Source organism: Brucella sp. HL-2 (assembly GCF_025846885.2).
Classification (GTDB): Bacteria; Pseudomonadota; Alphaproteobacteria; order Rhizobiales; family Rhizobiaceae; genus Brucella; species Brucella quorumnocens.
In genome coordinates, this window is record NZ_JAOYTK010000018.1 from 23,271 (window position 1) to 41,177 (window position 17,907).

Genomic DNA, 17,907 nt, shown 5'->3' on the forward strand with positions numbered 1-17,907 from the left:
GGGCCATCAGGCCATTAAACGATTAATTGTCAAGACGTCTTGTCGGCCATGCGCCCCGAATCCCAGGAGGTTTCTCAGGATGATATCATCCCATGCTTCAACGTCACCGATCCGATTGAGAGATCTTACCCACCCCATCGTGGCAGGCCTGATCTCCGTTGTCGTCAATTATGGCGGCACATTTATCCTGGTTTTTCAGGCTGCAAAGATTGCGGGATTGAGTCCGGAACTGACTGCCTCCTGGGTCTGGTCGGTCTCGATCGGCGTCGGGCTCAGTGGTCTTTATCTCAGTTGGCGTTATCGCGAGCCGATCATTACCGCCTGGTCGACGCCAGCCGCGGCTTTTCTTGTCACAGCCCTTGCTACCACCTCCTACGCCGAGGCAATCGGCGCCTATATGATTTCGGCGCTCGGTTTCGTCATCCTCGGTGTGTCGGGTTATTTTGAGAAAGTCATCCGGCTGATACCGCCAGGCATAGCGTCAGGCTTGCTGGCTGGCATTTTGTTGCAATTCGGAATCGGGGCCTTCAGCGGCACCACCGTCGAACCATTGCTTGTCGGGCTGCTGATTGTCGCCTACCTCGTTTTGAAACGTCTATCCGCCCGCTATGCCGTGGTTGGCATTCTCGTGCTCGGACTTGCTTTTCTGCTTCTGCAAAATCGGGTCGACCTGTCTGGATTGAAGCTCGAATTCGCAGCTCCGATCTTCACCATGCCGGCGTTTTCACTCAACGCGCTGCTGTCCGTCGCACTGCCCTTGTTTCTTATCACCCTGACGGGGCAGTACATGCCGGGAATGCTGGTTCTGCGCAATGACGGTTTCAAGACCAGCGCCAATCCAATCGTTACCGTAACAGGTCTCGGCTCACTCATCATGGCACCTTTCGGATCACATGCTTTCAATATTGCGGCAATTACGGCGGCGATCGCGACCGGGTCCGCAGCACACGAGGACCCATCAAAGCGCTGGATCGCCGGCACTGCGGCGGGTATCTTCTACGTTCTCGTCGGCGTGTTCGGCGTAACACTCGCTGCAGTCTTCATGGCATTTCCGGCAAGCTTCATCACAACGCTCGCAGGTCTGGCCCTGCTGGGCACGATAGGCAGCAGCCTGGCTGGCGCCATGTCAGACCCCGCACATCGTGAGGCCGCGTTGATCACTTTTCTGGCCTCGGCCGCAAACATCAATCTCTTCGGCATCGGCGGCGCTTTCTGGGGTCTGATAATTGGGCTGGTTGCACATATCGTTCTCAACGGTCGCCTGCCGCGTCGTGAAGGAGTCGAACTGAGCGTGAGCGAAGGAGCGATGAAATGACCACCTCCATTATTTCAATCCAGAGTCAGGTCGTTTACGGGCATGTTGGCAACAGCGCAGCCGTTCTGCCGATGCAAGCCCATGGGTTGAGTGTTGCCGCGGTTCCTACGACCTTGCTATCCAACAATCCGCATTTTGAAACCATGCGCGGGCGTGTTCTCGAATCCGAGCTGGTCGGCGATCTCCTAAGCGGCGTCGAAGAACGCGGGCTGATTGCAACAAGCCGCTATATCGTTTCCGGCTATCTCGGTTCTCAGGCGAACGGGGATGTGGTCGCAGCGTTCGTCGAGCGCGCGCGCCGGATCAATCCCGACATCAAATACATTTGCGACCCGGTGATGGGCGATACCAATCTCGGTATTTTCGTTGCCGATCAGGTGGTGGAATGCATTGTTGAAAGGCTTGTTCCACTGGCCGATCTCCTGACACCCAATCAGTTCGAGTTGGGTCTCATTGCACAGACTGATACGACGGCCTGGCCCGCACTTGAAGCCGCGGCTGCTCAAGTGCAGGCAATTCGCGGCGCCAAACTGGTCGTGACAGGCTGCAATCTGGCCGACACACCTGAAGGCTCGCTGGAGAATATCATCTTGGACTGCACGGCCTGCACGCGCCTGACGTCACAGCGCCTGCCGATCGTACCAGTCGGAACCGGCGACCTTTTCACAGGACTTCTGACCGCCAAACTTACGCAGGGCATCACACTGGTCGAGGCAGCGCGCAGCGCCGCTGCCACCGTATCCGAAGTGCTCAAGCGCACCATCGAGGCGGGTGAGTACGACATGCAGCTTGCCAGTGTCATCGATGCGCTCAGCTCTTAGGCGCGCAGGAAGCCTCGCCGTTCCTCCAATCCTCCCTGACAAAGGTTCCCGACCCATGCCGACGCGCGACAATCCCGGCAAATACCAACATGCCGATCGCCTCTCTCAAGGTTGCGCGGGAAACCTTCAGATCGTCGGCAAGATCGGATTCATTTGGCAGACGTTCACCATTGCGCCACTGCCCTCCAAGGATTGCAAGCCGCACTTTCTCCGCGACTTGAATCGCAAGCGGCTGTCTGTCTAGCGGGCGCAACCATTCTACTGGCCTGTCGTGTGCCACTTTGTCTTTTTCCATGCTCAGCCAGTCTGCGTGGCAGCGTCAGATTTGGAAACCTGGATTGCATAACGGCGCACCAGAACAGCCCCCACCAGAATCTGGATCTGGTTATAGAGCATGATCGGTAACACGATCATGCCGAACCCTGGCAAACTGGCGAACAAGACCTGAGCCAGTGGCAGTCCAGATGCAAGGCTTTTCTTCGAGCCACAGAACACAGCCGCAATCTCATCCTCACGGGCAAAGCCCAACCAGCGTGAACCAAACATCGTAAAGCCGATCACGCCCGCCAGAAGAACAACGCAAAGCACAATTGCCATGATGAGCCCCGACGGTGGCAAGACCTGCCAAAGCCCGGCCGTGACCGATTGGGAGAATGCCGAGTATATGATCAGCACAATCACCGACTGATCGTAATTCTCCAGCCAGTGCTTGCGCGTCGAAAGGAACGGCCCGAGCCAGTGATGACAGACTTGTCCCAGACCGAACGGCAGCAGCAGTTCAACCACCACGTCGCGCAAAGCCTGTCCCAAATCGATTGATCCGGATGAACGCATGAAAATCGTCATCAAAAGCGGCGTCAGCAACAATCCGAAAACATTCGACCCAGCCGAATTGCAGACCGCGACTGGCACATTGCCCCTTGCCATGGCGGTGTAGGCAATCGAACTGGAAATTGCGGAAGGCAGAACGCCCAAATAGATGAAACCAAGGACAAGATCCGTTGGCAGGATGCATTCGGAAACGAGCCGCAAAGGCTGAACGATCAACGGAAAGACGACAAAAGTCGTCGCAAAAATAAATCCATGCAACTGCCATTGCTTCAAACCCGAAACAATCGCCCTGTGAGACAGCGCCGCTCCGTGCCCGAAAAATAGCAGGCCAACGCCAATAGTTCCCAGCATACTGACCAAATCGGCCGCATTGCCGGTCGCGGGGAAAAGCGTTGCCAGAACAACCGCGGCAATCATTAAAATCAAAAAAGGATCAAGGCGCATCTATTCATCCACTATTCGTTCGTCGGCTTGACCGACCGTTGTTTGGGGGATAGGTCTTTGCGCAATTGGTCTACAAATTGGTATGGATAGCTGCCGGATGACAGATCGTATTCCGACCGCCGAAGCGATGCAACGCATGCGGAGGCTGCTCGTGGAGAAGAACTTCGGGCCGCAGGATAAGATCCCGCCCGAGCGGGTTTTGTCGGCGACACTCGGCTGCAGCCGCGAAACGACGCGAAAGGTACTGCGTCAGCTCGAGATCGAAGGCGCGGTGTGGCGTCATCAGGGCAAAGGCACCTTCATGGGCCCTCCCGAGTCAAACATCGAACGGCCAATAGACCGGATCATCGAATCCGCGTCCGCTCAGGACCTCATGGATGCTAGACTCGTCTATGAGCCAGCCCTTGCCGCGGCGGCGGCCCAAAATGCCACGCAAGATGACCTCGCCACCGTGCGCAAGCTTGCTCTGGCGACTGGTACAGCCCGCGACTGGCGGGAATATGAACGTTTGGACGATGCCTTTCACAAAGCAGTTGCACGCTCGAGCGGAAATGCCCTGCTCGCTGCAATCTTCAGCTCCCTGGCCTCGGTCAGGGGACGTTCGACCTGGCAGCGGCGGCATGATGCGATCTTTCGCGAGGCCCGCAAGCGTGAATACGCAACCGAGCAAAGCGAGATGCATCTGGCAATCGTTGATGCAATTGAAGCTCGGCAAAGCGACCGAGCGCATCACGCCATGTACGCTCATTTGAAAGCGATCCGAGCTCTGGCACTTACTTCTCGCTGATCAACGTCAGCCCGTCGCCGGTAATGGAAGCGACGGGTTTAAGAAATGGTGTGCCCCAACTAAAGGCTGTTCACCAGACGATGCGATACGTTTTTTATGACCGTATAATGGTGCAGTCCTTCGGCTCCGCCCTCGCGGCCAAGCCCGCTGTCCTTAACACCCCCGAAAGGGGTTTCGGCAACTGAAGCCTCAAGCGTGTTGATCGAGACGTTCCCGGCTTCCAGTCCTGACATAAGGCGGTCCACATTCTCCGCCGAATTGGCAAAACCGTAAGCCGCAAGACCGAACGGAAGTGCGTTTGCCTTTTCAATGGCCGCATCGAGAGACGCAACTGGATTGATCAGCGCAAGGGGACCAAATGGCTCCTCCGACATAGCACGGGCATCGTCCGGCAATTCGGCCAGAGCCGTTGGCGGGAAGAAATAACCATTGTTCTTCAGGCGCCTGCCACCGAAAAGAAGTTTTGCACCTTTGGCTTCAGCATCACCGACCAGTTCTTCCAGCGCCATGACGCGACGATCATTGGCGACTGGGCCCATCTGAACCCCTTCATCCATGCCGTTACCGACGCGGATTGATTGCGCCGTCTCGATGAAAGCAGCAGTAAAACGTTCATAATGGCTTTCATGAACAAAAAAGCGCGTCGGCGATGTGCAGACCTGTCCCGAGTTGCGGTATTTACGACGTGCCGAGGCGATACCCGCGACGACCGGATCGGCATCCTCGCAAACGATGACGGGAGCGTGGCCGCCGAGTTCCATCAGCGCCGGTTTCATGTGGCGCGCAGCGATCTCGGTCAGATGTTTGCCAACGGCAGTCGATCCAGTGAACGCGATTGCCCGGATTTCAGGTCGCGGAATGAGAAACTGCGAAATATCTGCAGGCACGCCAAAAACCAGATTCAACACACCGGCTGGCAGTCCTGCATCTTCGAACGCACGCGCGATATAAGTAACGGCGGTAGGCGTTTCCTCGGAAGCTTTCAAGATGATGGAGCAACCAGCAGCAAGAGCCCCCGCAATCTTGCGCGCTGGCTGGCTCATCGGAAAATTCCAGGGTGCGAACGCCGCAACCGGACCGATCGGCTCATGCATAACGATATAACGGATACCGGGTTCGCTCGGAATCACACGACCATAGAAACGAATGCATTCGCCAGCATCCCATTCGAAGAATTCGCAGCCGCGAATAACCTCAAGCCGGGCTTCGGTGATCGGTTTCCCGTTTTCCAGCGTGATCGCGCGCGCGATCTCTTCCTGCCGTTCGCGCATGAGCGCCGACGCCTTCATGATTATCGTAGCACGAGCGGCAGGCGCAATATTGCGCCAGATCTGATACCCATTCCACGCCGCCTGAAGTGCTGCCTCCAGATCCTCCCGCTCCGCGACCGCAACCTGCCCGATTTCGGTCTCATCCGCAGGATTGATAATGGGAAGCGTATTGGCGGTCTTACGCCACTCACCGCCTATGAAAAGCCGCACGTCGGATTTATGCATCAGAAAGCCTCTGCAATCTAAAAATTCGGGCCCACGCCCAGATCATCGTTACAGTCAGAATGGGATGTTTTAATTCATGCGACAATTCATCTTAAAACCATATATCCATGAGGAATATCACATGATTTAGACTGTGCATTGGTGGACTTGGCACGTACGAAACCGCCAGCCGCGTACTGCCACGCGGCTGCAGGATTGCTTTCTGGCATCCAGTCAACCGATGTTGCGAATACCGATGAGTAGCGCTTGCGACATTTCGGTTTCAGGCGAGCACCAGTCCATCAGAATATTGTAATGGTTCCGGTTTGCCACCTCGATTGTTTTAACCTCTCCACCCGCTGCAGACCAGCAATCGGCATAAGCGCGCGACTGGCGCTTGAAGCCGTCCGCCTCAGCTTGCGACCATGCCACCGTAATCGGACAACCGCGTGCCGGGATGTGCCGTATCGGGCTCAGCTGATGGACATCAGCAGGACTGAGTTTCAACCATTCCTGCGGGAAAGTTGCAGCCAGTGGCGCAAGCTCGAAAAGCCCGCTGATCGGCATAGCAAACTTCACAATATCCGACGGCAAACCAAAATCGGTATGCCAGCCTTCCGCAAGAAGCGCACCGGCAAGATGGCCGCCCGCCGAACTTCCTCCAACCGATATCCGATCCGGGTCGAGGCCGTACTCCCGTCCGTGATGCCAGACGAAGGCAAGAGCAGCACGCACCTCCCGAGTTATTTCCGCGAGTGATACTTCCGGTGCCAGACGATAATCGACACTGACAGTGGCAATACCTTCGATCGCAAGCATTGAGGCCATCATTGCAGAATCTTCCTTAGACAGAGCCCGCCAGTAGCCGCCGTGAATGAACACGAAAACCGGACTTAGCCCGCGTGGGGAAGATGGGCCGAAAATGTCAATCCGTTGTCCGCTTTCTTCGTCATAAACCACGTTGAAATGCCGGCCCCAATCGGCCCGAGGCGCGACACTTGCCTCGCGATAGCGCACCATTTCAGCGGCGAAGGCCTCGGCAGAAACGGTAGCCTTGGCATTGTAATCGCGATCAAGTCTGGCAGGGTCGAAACCCGCTTCTTCAGCCAAGTTTATCATGCGTTGAACCCGCTGATAACACTTGCCACATTAGCTGGCTGTTCAAGTGTCGGGAAATGGGTCGTACCAGGCAGCTTCTTAGGCTGGAACCACGGATTACGTGCCACAAAATCCACGTGTGCCTGCGTATACTCTGGTTCGAATGGCTGCGAATAAATATGAGTGATTGGTCGGGTTTTGACCATGGCCGCCATGCGCTGCATCGGGCTGCCCCATTTGCGATAGGCTTTGCCGATCTCCCGTCCAGAGCGGGCCCACATTTCATAGGAATAACCCGCCATCTCGTTGTTCACGTGATTGACGATATCGGTATTCTTGATATCACCGATCCAATAATCGAAGAAGCCGGTACGTCCATTCTCCCAGACTTGTCGGTCCTGAATACCGTCGATCAATTCGAAGAAGGTTTCGTTCGGCTGGTTCATGATCCAGTCGATAACGACCGATTTCGGTACGCGGCTGACCCCCAGCCGATCAGTGACTTCGATATTGGCCCAGCCACCATGGGAAGTCGAAACTGGAAGGAAGGTTTCAAGCCCCAGTTCGTCGACGAAAGCGACAAGATCGTCGGCTTGCTGGTTGATATCGAAATCGCCGTCGTGTTCGCGATGGTCACCGTGACCGCGCCAGTCGAAGCGGATTACGCGATGATCTTTCGCCAATTCGGGCACCAGTGTCTTGAACAAACGGTGATCCTGACACCATCCAGAAAGCAACACGATAGCCGGACCGCTTCCGGTTTCATCCCATGAAAAAACATTGTTTCCAATTTTCATCGAGTTCATAGAAATCTCCATTGTCCGGTGTTTCAGGCTGCGCCTGTTGGAATATGCAACGCGGTCTTCATACGTTCCGCACCAAGCTGAGCGCATTTCCCGGTAATTTTCAGCACTTGCGACCGTATATCATCGGGCCAGTAATTCATGTCGCCAAGCCGCTCCGCAGTGTCCTGCGTATGTTCGGTCATCGGACGCTCTCGCGCCTCCCAGGCGGCCAGCGCTTTGGTCACGTCCGCATGTTCATCCAGCGCAACGGCCAGCCCCAGCGCGTTCATTAGAGCGCAACCGCCGCCTTGCCCGAGATAGGGCGGCATTGCATGAGCGCCATCACCAAGGATTGCAACTCGCCCCTTGCTCCATGATTTGAGCTTCAGAATATCGAATGCATCCCATCGCCCTGCATCGCCGAAACGAGCGATCAAAGGAGCCAGATGCGGAAAACTTTCAGTCCAGAGCGTCATATCGACAGGCGTGCGATAGGCCATCTCGTCTTCGACCGAAGCGCAAAGCGCTATATAGAGATCTGTCTCACTGGCCGGTGTATAAAGGATACGGCGTGAGCCTGAAAAATGCTCAATGTAGCGTGGCAGATCTTCACTTGGTGCATCTGCTGCGTCACGCTTTATCATCATGCGCACGGCTCCATAGCCGAGCGGTTTGCGATACATCATGAGATCGAGTGAATCCCTGACTTTCGAGTTGATTCCATCAGCCCCGATGACCAGATCGGCTGCAAATCGCTCACCGTTGGCCAGTAGCAATTCACCTTCGGGCGTCGCACCGATAGCCTCCGTGCCAGTAACGATCTCGACCCCAGCACCACGCGCAGCATTGAGCAATGCCGTCAACAACGTCTCGCGCAGAATTGTTATGAGACGCGCGGGTCCATTGCCATTAATCGGAATTTCTTCCATCGTTTCATTGAGGTGGTTGCGCGTATGGAACTCCGGTCCCTCATGAGCGCCGATCACGGCCTCATCATAAGCACCTATGGCCTTGAGTACATGCAGGCCATTGCTCCAGATATAAATTCCGGCGCCGAAAGTGCGTAGATTGGGCGAACGCTCATGCACCCGTACACTCCACCCGCGCTGTGCAAGTGCTGCAGCAGAAGCCAGCCCCGCAATTCCCGCGCCAGCAATCTCTGCGTGACGTTTCGTCATTCCTATTCTCCTCAACCCATTCCCAGCAGAGATTTTCAAGTCCTGCCGACAAAGGAAAGTGAATTCTAACCGCGACAGATATGAGGAAATAGAATATCTGTGGGGAGACATATCCTTGAGGAGGCGATATGGCATTGCTCGCCAACCATCTGACGATCCGGTACATCCGCATCATCGATGCAATCGAGGAGGAGCGCAGTATTGCGCGCGCTGCGGGCCGGTGAGTTGGACATGGTGATAGGCCGCCTTTCCGAGCGACATGAGCCGGTCAACCTCGTGCAGGAAGTCCTGATTCCGGATAACGCGGTCGTCGTTGTACGCCGCGATCATCCCCTGACGCTGCGCCCCACTCCTCGTCTCCACGATCTGATCGAATGGGATTGGATATTGCCACCCAAGGAAACCAATTTACGCCTTCAGATCGACCGTGCCTTCCGCGAGGAAGGCGTGCCACCACCCGCGCAATCCGTCGAATCCGTCTCTCCACTCATCAACAAGGGCCTGCTTTTGCAGGCGGACTATATTTGCGTGATGCCCGCACAGGTAGCGCGGATTGAAGAAGCCTCCGGTCAGCTTGCCATCCTGCCTGTCCAGCTTGGTGCCACTTCCGGCTTTCTGGGGATTACCACTCTTCCTGAAAGTAACCGTTCCGCCACTGCAGATCTGTTTATTCAGGCGCTTCGGGAGATTGCACGGACGAGCTAACGACAAGCCTCCTCCCACCAACAATATCTGTGCACCCCATTCTGATATTCCCAAGCTTCATAGCAGTGCGAAGAGTGTTCAGTTTACGGGCTTCAAGTTTCAGCATGAAATGACCGGCAAGACCTCCTGTCCGAAACCGCGCATCCAAGCACGGGACAGAGAAAAGGTCGTAAAGGACAATCAAGAGAGGAACTTTCATGCTCAAGCTTTCGCTGCTTGGTGCTTCGGCACTCTATCTAACGTTGGCCGGGACAGTTGCTGCCTTCGCCAAGGAACCCGTTACTATCGGCATGATCACCACCCTGTCCGGCCCTGCTGGTTACCTCGGGCAGGATATTCGTGACGGTTTCCAGCTGGCAATCGATCAGAATGGCGGTGAACTGGGAGGAAAATCAGTCACGCTCAAGGTCGAGGATGACGGCCTCAAGCCGGGCAATGCCAAGCAGATCGCCGAAGCCATGTTGACCGAACAGGGTGTAAAGCTCTTTACCGGCATGGTCTTCGCCAATGTCGCTGGTGCAGCTCTCGCCGATATTCTCGATGAGGGTGGCATCTATGTCAGCCCAAACACCGCCTCTGCCGAATTTGCAGGCAAGGAATGTCATCCAAATTACTTCGTCAGCTCCTGGCAGGATGACAGCCAGGGCGAAAGTGCCGGCGCGCTGGCGCAATCGATGAACTATCCATCGGCATTCCTGATTGCTCCTAACTATCAGGCCGGTCGCGAGACGATGGATGCTTTCAAGCGCTTCTACAAGGGCAAAATCGTAGGGGAAGTCTATACTCAGATGGACCAGACCGATTTTGCCGCAGAAATCGCCCAAATACGCGCCGCAAACCCAGCTATGGTCTATGAATTTGAACCGGGTGGCATGGGCATTGCATTTTTGCAGCAATATCAGCAGTCAGGCCTGCTGACAGAAATCCCGATGGTTGTTCATCCGGCATCGCTCGATCAGGTCATCGTCAATGTGGTGGGAAAAGCAGCCGACGGCGTGCGGGTGACAAGCCACTGGAACGACGATTTCGACAACCCGGAAAACAAGAAATTCGTTGCAGCCTGGAAAGCGAAATTCGCGGACCGCCCGATCACCTATTATGCTGCACAAGGCTATGACGCAGCGTTAATGATGGGTGCTGGTCTTGCGGGCGTCTCCAGCGATGACATTGATGCAAAGGCGTTCCGCAAGGCATTGCTTTCCGCGCAAATCCCTTCCGTACGCGGAGAATTCAAACTGGGACCAAACCAGCATCCCGTTCAGGACTGGTACGCGCTCGGCGTCGCCGAGAATGGCAACGGCAAGCCCTATCTGAAGACCGAGAAAAAAGTCTTGACCGCGCATGGTGATATCTATGCCGCGCAATGCAAGATGGATGCGGAATAGGATTTACCGAGTAGAAAGCCCCGCCGCTATACGGGGCCTTTCACTTGCGGTAGGCGCATCAGATCACCGTGGTAACAGCCCGGTTCTCAATCAAGCGCACAAGATTGAGTGCCGTCATCTCGGATGATTTCGGATTGGTCGCCAGCGGACCATTTTCGAAACGCAGATGCATCCTGCCGAAAGCGCCTTCGGCAATGATCTCATGTGTGTTGAGGCGCGCTGTTGGATCTGCGACCAATGTGACACGGGTATGATCGATACCAATCCCTGCTAGCGAGGTAATCACGGCGACATTTGCATTTTGCGGAAAGGCATCCGCGGCCTTGCGAGCGGTATCCGTGAAGAAGACCGTGGCTTCACTGATTTCATCGAGCGGTATCAGTTGGGCCGCCGGTGTCCCCTCCCAGGCTTTTGCAGGCTTGATGATGCGATGCTCGACGCTTGCAATTGAAAGTCGGCTTGCTGCCGAAAGCGCATCAATACCGCCCAGCGCACCGGGTGGAATAATCAGTTTCGCACCACTGGCCGCTGCGACGTCCTTCAGCCTTTGAAACAAAGCATCGTCGACGAAAGCCGATGTCGACGAAACCGCGAAATCCATTCCGGCAGCAAAAGCTGCTTCGCCCCATGGCAAGACGCTGGGGCGGCCTGCCGCCTCCACGACGAGACTTGCACCGGTGGCAGCAAGCTCTGCAGGGTCTTCAATAAGCACTGCGCCAGCAGGTATTCCTTCACGAGAAGCAGACCTGTCGCGCACTGCGATGGCACCAATTTTTACGCAACTTTTCCGTTCGGCCAGAAGCTCTGCAACCCGCTTGCTGATAGCGCCCCATCCAACGAACGCGACTACCTCAGATTCCGACATAGGCATGCACCTGGTCACGGTCACGATCAAGGTCGGCACTTGTCCCACGCCAGACGGTTCGGCCCTTCTCAACGATATAATGCCGATCCGCCAGCCGCTTCAAAACGGCTATGTTCTTGTCGATCAGGAGGATCGACTGGCCCATTTCGCGCAATTGCAGGATGCAGTGCCAGATTTCCGTGCGGATGACAGGGGCAAGACCTTCCGTCGCTTCATCAAGGATCAGAAGATGCGGGTTCGTCATCAGCGCACGCCCGATGGCCAGCATCTGCTGCTCGCCGCCCGAAAGCGTGCCCGCCGTCTGGTCCGCCCGTTCCTGCATGCGTGGGAAAAGCGCATATATCTTGCCAAGATCCCATGGAGACTGCCGCTTGCAGCGGTTCGATGCAGTTGCGACCAGATTTTCCCGCACCGTCAATGTCGGGAAAATTTGCCGTCCCTCCGGTACAAGACCGACACCAAGACGTGCTACTTTTTCCGGGCTGTAGCTGGTCGTGTCGCGCCCTGCGATCTGGACCTGCCCGCCTTTGGCGGTCAGCAGCCCCATCAAAGTGCGTATGGTGGTTGTCTTGCCCATACCGTTGCGGCCCATGAGGGTTACCAGTTCTCCCTCATTGACTTCCAACGAGACGTCAAACAATACTTGCGAATGCCCGTAAGCGGCCTGAAGTCCTTCGATTTTCAGCACAGTTCCTCCTCCCCGCCGAGATAGGCTTCGCGCACAGCTTCGCTTGCCCGTATATCTTCCACGGTACCCGTGAGGATGACGCGGCCATAGACCAGCACCGATATGCGGTCGGCGAGCGCAAACACCGCCTCCATGTCATGCTCGACAAGCAGCATCGAAACCTTGCCGCGCAACCCTTGCAAAAGCTCGATCATTTCCTGGCTTTCAACATGGCCGAGACCAGCCATCGGCTCGTCGAGAAGCAAGAGCTTGGGCTTTCCGGCCAGCGCCATCAGCAGTTCCAGCTGCTTGCGCCCCCCGCTCGACAGGTCCCCTGCCAGTTTTTCTGGATGATTGGCCAGGCGGCTTCCTGCGAGTATTGCATCAACCTCACGCCAGATGGCGCGGCGGTTTTTAAGACTATCGAGAATCCGGAAGTTGTGCCCTTCTCGCGCCTGCACCGCCATTGCGATGTTCTGGCGCACACTCATATCGTTCAGAAGCGTCGAAATCTGGAATGTACGCCCCAATCCGCGTTCAACACGCGTGGCCCCTGGGAGTTTCGTGATATCTTCTCCCATCAGGCTGATTGTCCCCGATGTCGGCGTCAGCTCACCGCAAAGCTGGTTGATGAGCGTGGATTTTCCTGCCCCGTTCGGGCCGATCAGGGCATGGATATGCCCTTCGGTGACGTCGAGCGTCACATGGTCCGTCGCGACCAGTCCGGCAAAGCGCTTCACCAGATCGCGGACCTGCAATATCGTAGTCATGCCGGCACCTCCACTTTGCGGTCCTTGCGAAACTGCCGGTAAAATGCGCGCCAACCACCCACAATTCCGCCTTTAGTTCCCAAAACGACGACAAGCAGAATGATGCCCATGGCGAGCTGCCAATGTTCGGTCCAGGAGGCGAGATAGGTCTGGAGGACTAGGAACGCGGCCGCTCCCCAGATAGGACCGAAGAAGGTGCCCACACCACCCAGAATGACCATCACCATCAACTCGCCCGATTTGGTCCAGTGCAGCGTATCGGGGCTCGCAAAACGCATGAAAATGGTGAGAAGTGCTCCAGCCAGACCAGCGCCCATTCCGGCGAGGACAAAGCCGTAGAGCTTGTAGCGATAAGTTTCGATCCCCATGGCTGTCATGCGCCGCTCGCTCTGGCGAATGCCCGATAGCACCGTGCCATAGGACGAATGCACAACCCGCCAAAGGAAGCCGAAATACAGGATCATCGAGACGAGGATGACATAATACATCGTCGTCTTGTCACGCAGGCTGAGACCAAAAAGATCGTTTGCCCGACGAACGATGATACCATCTTCACCGCCATAGGTTTTGAGCGAAACGAAGAGGAAGAAAAGCATTTGCGCAAATGCGAGCGTAATCATGATGAACTGCACGCCCGAAGTGCGCAATGCAAGCGCCCCAATGACCAACGCGGCAAGGCCTGCCACCAGCATTGCCGCTGGCACGGTTATCAGGAACTGGTCAGAACCCGGAATGAAGCCGAAAAGCAGTGTCTCCTCAGCGTGGTGAAAATAAAGGATGCCCACGACATAGGAGCCGATTCCAAAGAATGCAGCATGACCGAAGGAAACCATCCCGCCATAGCCGAGGATCAGATTGAGGCTGGCTGCGGCGATAGCATAGATCATAACCCGGGCGACAAGGCTGGACGCGGCAGTCTGACCCAGCGCTTCCGCTCCAAAAGGGAATAATGCGAGCACCACGCAGCCGAGAAGAACGAACAAAAAGCGGTATGACATGATTCAGGCTCCCACCGGAAAGAGGCCTCTCGGGCGGAACAGAAGAACGATGGCCATCAGCAGATAAATGCCCATGGAGGCGATGCCCACACCAAGCGCGTCGGCTTCGGCCCCAGCCATGAAGTGGCGCAGAATGGAAGGCAGAAAGGCGCGCAGGCAGGTATCGATGATGCCAAGCGAAATCCCGGCAATGAAGGCTCCCTTAATCGAGCCGACGCCGCCGATAACTACGACCACGAAAGTGGCAAGCAGGATCTGCTCGCCCATACCGACCTGAACGGCGAGGATCGGCCCGGTCATGAAACCGGCAAGGCCCGCGAAAGCGGCGCCAAGTGCAAACACCAGAGTATAGAGCAGACGGATATCCACGCCGAGCGCACGCACCATATCACGGTTGGTCGAACCTGCTCGGACCAGCATACCGATGCGGGTGCGGTTGATGAGCAGATAAAGACCGCCAGCGACCAGCAAACCGGTCACGATAATGAGCAGCCGGAACGGCGGATAGCTGAGGCCTGAAAACAGCTCGATCGGCTGCGAGAGCGATGCGGGCAACTGCGTGAAAATCGGCTGGCGGCCAAAGATCAGCACGGTCAGTTCATTGAAAATCAGAATGAGCGAGAACGTCGCAAGCACCTGATCCAGATGGTCACGCTGATAGAGCTTTCGCATGATGCCAAGCTCGATCACGATGCCGGCAATCGTCGCCGCCAGAATTGCTGCGGGCAGACCAAGCCAGAAATTTCCGGTCTGCACGGCCACCCACGTGCCGATGAAAGCGCCGATCATGTAGAGCGAGCCGTGAGCGAGATTGATGACGCCCATGATCCCGAAGATCAGCGTCAGCCCTGCCGCCAGAAGGAACAACATGACACCATAGAGAAGGCCATTCAAAAGTTGCTCGAAGATGAGTGTCATTGGAGGAAACGACCTTCATAAGAAATGAAAAGAAGCATGGCGCGCACTTTCACGCGCGCCGGAGGGTGGCTGTCAGAGCTTGCACTCTGCAGAATAGGAATCACCGTAATTTTCGATCAGCTTCTTCTTGATCCTGGTGGTTGGATTGCCATCCTCACCTTTAACGACATCAAGGAGATACCAGTCCTGCCGCGGGTGCTGGTTCGGACCGAAGGCAAAATTGCCGCGTACCGACTGGAAATCCGCCTTCCGCAGTGCTTCACGCACCGCATCGATATCATCAACGCCGCCGGTCTGCTTCAAGGCAGAAGCAATCAGGCGAGCCACATCGTAGCCTTGCGTGCCGTAATAGGTCAAAGGCCGGTCAGGATAAGCGGCCTTCCACTTTGCCACGAGTTCCTTGCTCGCGGCATTATCCATATCCGGACTCCAGTGGCTGGTGGCCATGAGCCCGACCGAAGCATCACCCAGAGATTTAAGGATCACAGCATCGCTGGACGGTTCGGAAAGAACCATCGGAATCTTGCCGAGAAGACCGGCCTGCTGATACTGACGCATAAACGCAATACCCATGCCGCCCGGATGAAACTGGAAGACCACATCGGGGTTGGCAGCGCGTATCTGGGCCATCTCTGCCGAATAATCGGTCTGATCGAGCTGGGTGTAGATTTCACCGACAACCTCGCCCTTGAACCGGCGCTTGAAGCCCGCCAGCGCATCCTTGCCCGCCTGATAGTTCGGCGCAAGAATGAAAGCGCGCTTGAAACCTTCCTGCTCCGCCGCAATGCCCGATGCCTCATGGAGCGAGTCATTCTGCCATGAAACGACGAAGTAATTCGCATCGCAGCCCTTGCCCGCCATGTTCGACGGCGCGGCGTTGGCGCTGATATAGATACCGCCATTGTCGATGATATCCGGCACCGTTGCACCGGCAACATTCGAGAAGATGATGCCAGTAAACAGCTTGACGCCGTCTTCCGACATGAACCGCTCGGCGATCTGCCGTCCGTTTCCGGGTTTGGCCGCGTCGTCCTCGACCTTCAGTTCAACCGGCACGCCACCGAGTTTGCCGCCTTCTGCATCGATGGCAAGCTTCATGCCATCACGCACGTCTTGACCGAGATAACCGCCCGGACCCGATAAGGTCGTAATCACGCCAATCTTGACCGGCTCGGCGGCAGCAGCGCCAGTCGTCAGCCCCGCCAGCAGACCGATCATCAGAAGTTTGTTTCTCATTTCATTTCCCCTTGTCTTTTTATGCTTATGCATGGACGCCCGACTGTTTCGCCGGGCGCACGCCATCAAAGCGCGACCCAACCTTCCGGCGGGTTCTTGCCAGGATGAACGGTGTTGCAATGTGGGCAGGTCCGCAGTTTCTCGTCATTGTAGAAAGCGGCGTAGAGCGGCGGCAGATCGTCGACGATGGATTCCAGATCCACTTCTGCGCGATGAACGAGGCCGCTGCATTCGAAGCAATACCATTCGACGGCATCGAGAGCGCCCTCAGGGCGAGCCGGTTCGATCACCAGACCGATGGAGCCTTCCTGCGGGCGCTGCGGCGAATGACGGATATGCGCGGGCAGAAGGAAGATGTCGCCTTCGCGGATCGGCACATCGTAAAATTCGCCCGTCGACGTATCGTGCAGCTTCAGCAGCATGTCGCCCTTGAGCTGGTAGAAAAACTCCTCGACCGGATCATCGTGATAATCGGTACGCTTGTTCGGACCGCCGACGACGGTGACCATCAGGTCCGCATCCTTGAACACCAGTTGATTGCCAACAGGAGGCTTCAGTAGGTGCTTGTGTTCATCGATCCATTTTTGAAAATTGAAAGCACTTAGTTTTGTCATTCTTGTTCCCCTTTTCGGTTCGATCAGGACAGTTTGAGACCGCAGCTATCAAAGGCCTCCCGGATTGCCTGCTTTTCGGTGTCGGTCAGTTCAAGCATCGGCGCACGAACAGGTCCACCAACCTGACCGAGCAGCTCTTGCCAGTATTTTTGATGCGAAGTGGGTTTTTCAGCCGGTCGCGTCGACTTGAAGGCATGGCGGACAGGGTCCAGGCTTTGCCAGGCAGCACGCGCTTCGTCAGCTTTGCCCGCAAAGGCCAGATCGGTATAATCGCGCATGCGCCGATCAACCTTGGTCTGCAGGGTATAGGGCGGCGAAGAGCAAAGATAAAGCTGCCAACCCAGCTCGAGAATATTGTCCAGCCACTCATCTTCCGATGCGGTCGAGACCAGAATACGGTCACCCGCCAATTCCGTGAGCTTGCGATACATCTCGCGCGGAACCGAATATTTGATCGCGACGACCGTTTCAATATCGGCCAGACGGTTACAGAGGTCTGGACTCATCAGATAGCCGCTGTCGGGATGCGACCAGAGCGCAAGGCCGATATCCACCTTCGAGGCAATTGTTTCGTAGTAACGTAGCAGCGTTTCGTCCTGCGCACGCAGGAAATGCAGGACGGGAGCGTGGACGACAATATAGTCGGCACCACTGGCCTGCGCATGCTTGGCCAGATCGATAACCACATCCATGTTCTGGTCCGAGCAGGACATGATCGTCTGCGCCTTGTCACCGACTGCCGAGACAGCCAGATCGAACATGCGTTTGCGCTCGTCAACCGACATTGAAAAGAATTCGCCCTGCTTTCCCGCGACGAAAAGTCCGTCAATCCCTAGATCGTTGATCCAATGGTCGACATTCTTGCGAAAGCCGCCTTCATCGATCGATCCGTCCTCGTTGAAAGGCGTGTTTGCCGCAGCCCAGATACCGCGCATCGTAGCGCGCGAATGGGCCTTGGCGTTCTGACGGTCATACTTCATCGGAATCCTCACTTCGGGGGCGGGTCACTCCATAC

The 17,907-nt window shown here is 56.1% G+C and carries 19 protein-coding genes; 5 read left to right on the forward strand and 14 right to left on the reverse strand.

What is annotated here, in order from left to right; all coding sequences use genetic code 11:
- Window positions 1-79 precede the first annotated feature (79 nt).
- Both OIV19_RS17045 and pdxY read left to right on the forward strand, forming a co-directional pair.
- Entirely contained in the window at window positions 80-1,315 is a 1,236-nt protein-coding gene (locus OIV19_RS17045) for a benzoate/H(+) symporter BenE family transporter (RefSeq protein ID WP_264232378.1), read from the forward strand.
- Window positions 1,312-2,136 (forward strand): pyridoxal kinase, encoded by an 825-nt coding sequence (pdxY, locus tag OIV19_RS17050; RefSeq protein ID WP_264232379.1) that lies wholly within the window; start codon window positions 1,312-1,314, stop codon window positions 2,134-2,136. The genes OIV19_RS17045 and pdxY overlap by 4 nt, the downstream gene beginning before the upstream one ends.
- Here the strand turns inward: pdxY and OIV19_RS17055 are convergent.
- Both OIV19_RS17055 and OIV19_RS17060 read right to left on the reverse strand, forming a co-directional pair.
- Complete coding sequence (locus OIV19_RS17055; protein ID WP_264232380.1) at window positions 2,126-2,431, reverse strand: FadR/GntR family transcriptional regulator; 306 nt, start codon at window positions 2,429-2,431, stop codon at window positions 2,126-2,128. The genes pdxY and OIV19_RS17055 overlap by 11 nt on opposite strands.
- 2 nt (window positions 2,432-2,433) lie before the next feature.
- Window positions 2,434-3,411 (reverse strand): bile acid:sodium symporter family protein, encoded by a 978-nt coding sequence (locus OIV19_RS17060; protein WP_264232381.1) that lies wholly within the window; start codon window positions 3,409-3,411, stop codon window positions 2,434-2,436.
- A 97-nt stretch (window positions 3,412-3,508) separates the two neighbouring features.
- Between OIV19_RS17060 and OIV19_RS17065 the strand changes: the two genes are divergently transcribed.
- Complete coding sequence (locus OIV19_RS17065) at window positions 3,509-4,198, forward strand: FadR/GntR family transcriptional regulator (RefSeq protein ID WP_264232382.1); 690 nt, start codon at window positions 3,509-3,511, stop codon at window positions 4,196-4,198.
- 59 nt (window positions 4,199-4,257) lie between these two features.
- Here the strand turns inward: OIV19_RS17065 and OIV19_RS17070 are convergent, their stop codons facing one another.
- From OIV19_RS17070 to OIV19_RS17085, 4 genes are all read right to left on the reverse strand, one after another.
- On the reverse strand, window positions 4,258-5,694 hold the full coding sequence (locus OIV19_RS17070) for an NAD-dependent succinate-semialdehyde dehydrogenase (RefSeq protein WP_264232383.1): 1,437 nt from the start codon (window positions 5,692-5,694) through the stop codon (window positions 4,258-4,260).
- 213 nt (window positions 5,695-5,907) lie between these two features.
- Entirely contained in the window at window positions 5,908-6,792 is an 885-nt protein-coding gene (locus OIV19_RS17075; RefSeq protein ID WP_264232384.1) for an alpha/beta hydrolase, read from the reverse strand.
- A complete protein-coding gene (locus OIV19_RS17080; protein WP_264232385.1) occupies window positions 6,789-7,577 on the reverse strand; it encodes an alpha/beta fold hydrolase in 789 nt (262 codons plus the stop codon). Before OIV19_RS17080 ends, OIV19_RS17075 begins: the two co-directional genes overlap by 4 nt.
- A 23-nt stretch (window positions 7,578-7,600) precedes the next feature.
- Window positions 7,601-8,734 (reverse strand): FAD-dependent oxidoreductase, encoded by a 1,134-nt coding sequence (locus tag OIV19_RS17085; protein WP_264232386.1) that lies wholly within the window; start codon window positions 8,732-8,734, stop codon window positions 7,601-7,603.
- A gap of 201 nt (window positions 8,735-8,935) precedes the next feature.
- On the opposite strand from OIV19_RS17085, the gene OIV19_RS17090 reads away from it, so the two are divergent.
- Window positions 8,936-9,439, forward strand: a complete 504-nt coding sequence (locus tag OIV19_RS17090) for a LysR substrate-binding domain-containing protein (protein ID WP_264232387.1) — start codon at window positions 8,936-8,938, stop codon at window positions 9,437-9,439.
- 197 nt (window positions 9,440-9,636) lie between these two features.
- Window positions 9,637-10,824: an ABC transporter substrate-binding protein gene (locus OIV19_RS17095; protein WP_264232388.1), complete on the forward strand. Its 1,188-nt coding sequence runs from the start codon at window positions 9,637-9,639 to the stop codon at window positions 10,822-10,824.
- A 58-nt stretch (window positions 10,825-10,882) separates the two neighbouring features.
- Here OIV19_RS17095 and OIV19_RS17100 read toward each other — a convergent pair whose 3' ends face one another.
- The 8 genes from OIV19_RS17100 to OIV19_RS17135 all read right to left on the reverse strand — a co-directional run bounded on the left by OIV19_RS17100 (window position 10,883) and on the right by OIV19_RS17135 (window position 17,872).
- Window positions 10,883-11,689: an aspartate dehydrogenase gene (locus OIV19_RS17100; RefSeq protein WP_140021704.1), complete on the reverse strand. Its 807-nt coding sequence runs from the start codon at window positions 11,687-11,689 to the stop codon at window positions 10,883-10,885.
- Window positions 11,676-12,377, reverse strand: coding sequence for a branched-chain amino acid ABC transporter ATP-binding protein (locus OIV19_RS17105; RefSeq protein ID WP_264232389.1), 702 nt, complete (start codon window positions 12,375-12,377; stop codon window positions 11,676-11,678). The genes OIV19_RS17100 and OIV19_RS17105 overlap by 14 nt, the downstream gene beginning before the upstream one ends.
- Window positions 12,371-13,126 (reverse strand): ABC transporter ATP-binding protein, encoded by a 756-nt coding sequence (locus OIV19_RS17110; RefSeq protein ID WP_264232390.1) that lies wholly within the window; start codon window positions 13,124-13,126, stop codon window positions 12,371-12,373. The genes OIV19_RS17105 and OIV19_RS17110 overlap by 7 nt, the downstream gene beginning before the upstream one ends.
- The gene (locus OIV19_RS17115; RefSeq protein ID WP_264232391.1) at window positions 13,123-14,124 is read right to left on the reverse strand and encodes a branched-chain amino acid ABC transporter permease; all 1,002 of its coding nucleotides are present in this window, start codon (window positions 14,122-14,124) and stop codon (window positions 13,123-13,125) included. The genes OIV19_RS17110 and OIV19_RS17115 overlap by 4 nt, the downstream gene beginning before the upstream one ends.
- A 3-nt stretch (window positions 14,125-14,127) precedes the next feature.
- Window positions 14,128-15,042, reverse strand: coding sequence for a branched-chain amino acid ABC transporter permease (locus tag OIV19_RS17120; protein WP_264232392.1), 915 nt, complete (start codon window positions 15,040-15,042; stop codon window positions 14,128-14,130).
- 72 nt (window positions 15,043-15,114) lie between these two features.
- Window positions 15,115-16,278, reverse strand: a complete 1,164-nt coding sequence (locus tag OIV19_RS17125) for an ABC transporter substrate-binding protein (protein ID WP_264232393.1) — start codon at window positions 16,276-16,278, stop codon at window positions 15,115-15,117.
- A gap of 65 nt (window positions 16,279-16,343) precedes the next feature.
- The gene (locus OIV19_RS17130; RefSeq protein WP_185919357.1) at window positions 16,344-16,892 is read right to left on the reverse strand and encodes a 3-hydroxyanthranilate 3,4-dioxygenase; all 549 of its coding nucleotides are present in this window, start codon (window positions 16,890-16,892) and stop codon (window positions 16,344-16,346) included.
- 23 nt (window positions 16,893-16,915) lie between these two features.
- On the reverse strand, window positions 16,916-17,872 hold the full coding sequence (locus OIV19_RS17135) for a dihydrodipicolinate synthase family protein (RefSeq protein ID WP_264232394.1): 957 nt from the start codon (window positions 17,870-17,872) through the stop codon (window positions 16,916-16,918).
- Between the last annotated feature and the right edge of the window lie 35 nt (window positions 17,873-17,907).

Excerpts from the sequence above, each read along its gene's own strand:
- OIV19_RS17045 (WP_264232378.1), top strand. The coding sequence starts at position 80 with ATGATATCATCCCATGCTTCAACGTCACCGATCCGATTGAGAGATCTT.
- pdxY (WP_264232379.1), top strand. The coding sequence starts at position 1,312 with ATGACCACCTCCATTATTTCAATCCAGAGTCAGGTCGTTTACGGGCAT.
- OIV19_RS17055 (WP_264232380.1), bottom strand. The coding sequence starts at position 2,431 with ATGGAAAAAGACAAAGTGGCACACGACAGGCCAGTAGAATGGTTGCGC.
- OIV19_RS17060 (WP_264232381.1), bottom strand. The coding sequence starts at position 3,411 with ATGCGCCTTGATCCTTTTTTGATTTTAATGATTGCCGCGGTTGTTCTG.
- OIV19_RS17065 (WP_264232382.1), top strand. The coding sequence starts at position 3,509 with ATGACAGATCGTATTCCGACCGCCGAAGCGATGCAACGCATGCGGAGG.
- OIV19_RS17070 (WP_264232383.1), bottom strand. The coding sequence starts at position 5,694 with ATGCATAAATCCGACGTGCGGCTTTTCATAGGCGGTGAGTGGCGTAAG.
- OIV19_RS17075 (WP_264232384.1), bottom strand. The coding sequence starts at position 6,792 with ATGATAAACTTGGCTGAAGAAGCGGGTTTCGACCCTGCCAGACTTGAT.
- OIV19_RS17080 (WP_264232385.1), bottom strand. The coding sequence starts at position 7,577 with ATGAACTCGATGAAAATTGGAAACAATGTTTTTTCATGGGATGAAACC.
- OIV19_RS17085 (WP_264232386.1), bottom strand. The coding sequence starts at position 8,734 with ATGACGAAACGTCACGCAGAGATTGCTGGCGCGGGAATTGCGGGGCTG.
- OIV19_RS17095 (WP_264232388.1), top strand. The coding sequence starts at position 9,637 with ATGCTCAAGCTTTCGCTGCTTGGTGCTTCGGCACTCTATCTAACGTTG.
- OIV19_RS17100 (WP_140021704.1), bottom strand. The coding sequence starts at position 11,689 with ATGTCGGAATCTGAGGTAGTCGCGTTCGTTGGATGGGGCGCTATCAGC.
- OIV19_RS17110 (WP_264232390.1), bottom strand. The coding sequence starts at position 13,126 with ATGACTACGATATTGCAGGTCCGCGATCTGGTGAAGCGCTTTGCCGGA.
- OIV19_RS17115 (WP_264232391.1), bottom strand. The coding sequence starts at position 14,124 with ATGTCATACCGCTTTTTGTTCGTTCTTCTCGGCTGCGTGGTGCTCGCA.
- OIV19_RS17120 (WP_264232392.1), bottom strand. The coding sequence starts at position 15,042 with ATGACACTCATCTTCGAGCAACTTTTGAATGGCCTTCTCTATGGTGTC.
- OIV19_RS17125 (WP_264232393.1), bottom strand. The coding sequence starts at position 16,278 with ATGAGAAACAAACTTCTGATGATCGGTCTGCTGGCGGGGCTGACGACT.
- OIV19_RS17130 (WP_185919357.1), bottom strand. The coding sequence starts at position 16,892 with ATGACAAAACTAAGTGCTTTCAATTTTCAAAAATGGATCGATGAACAC.
- OIV19_RS17135 (WP_264232394.1), bottom strand. The coding sequence starts at position 17,872 with ATGAAGTATGACCGTCAGAACGCCAAGGCCCATTCGCGCGCTACGATG.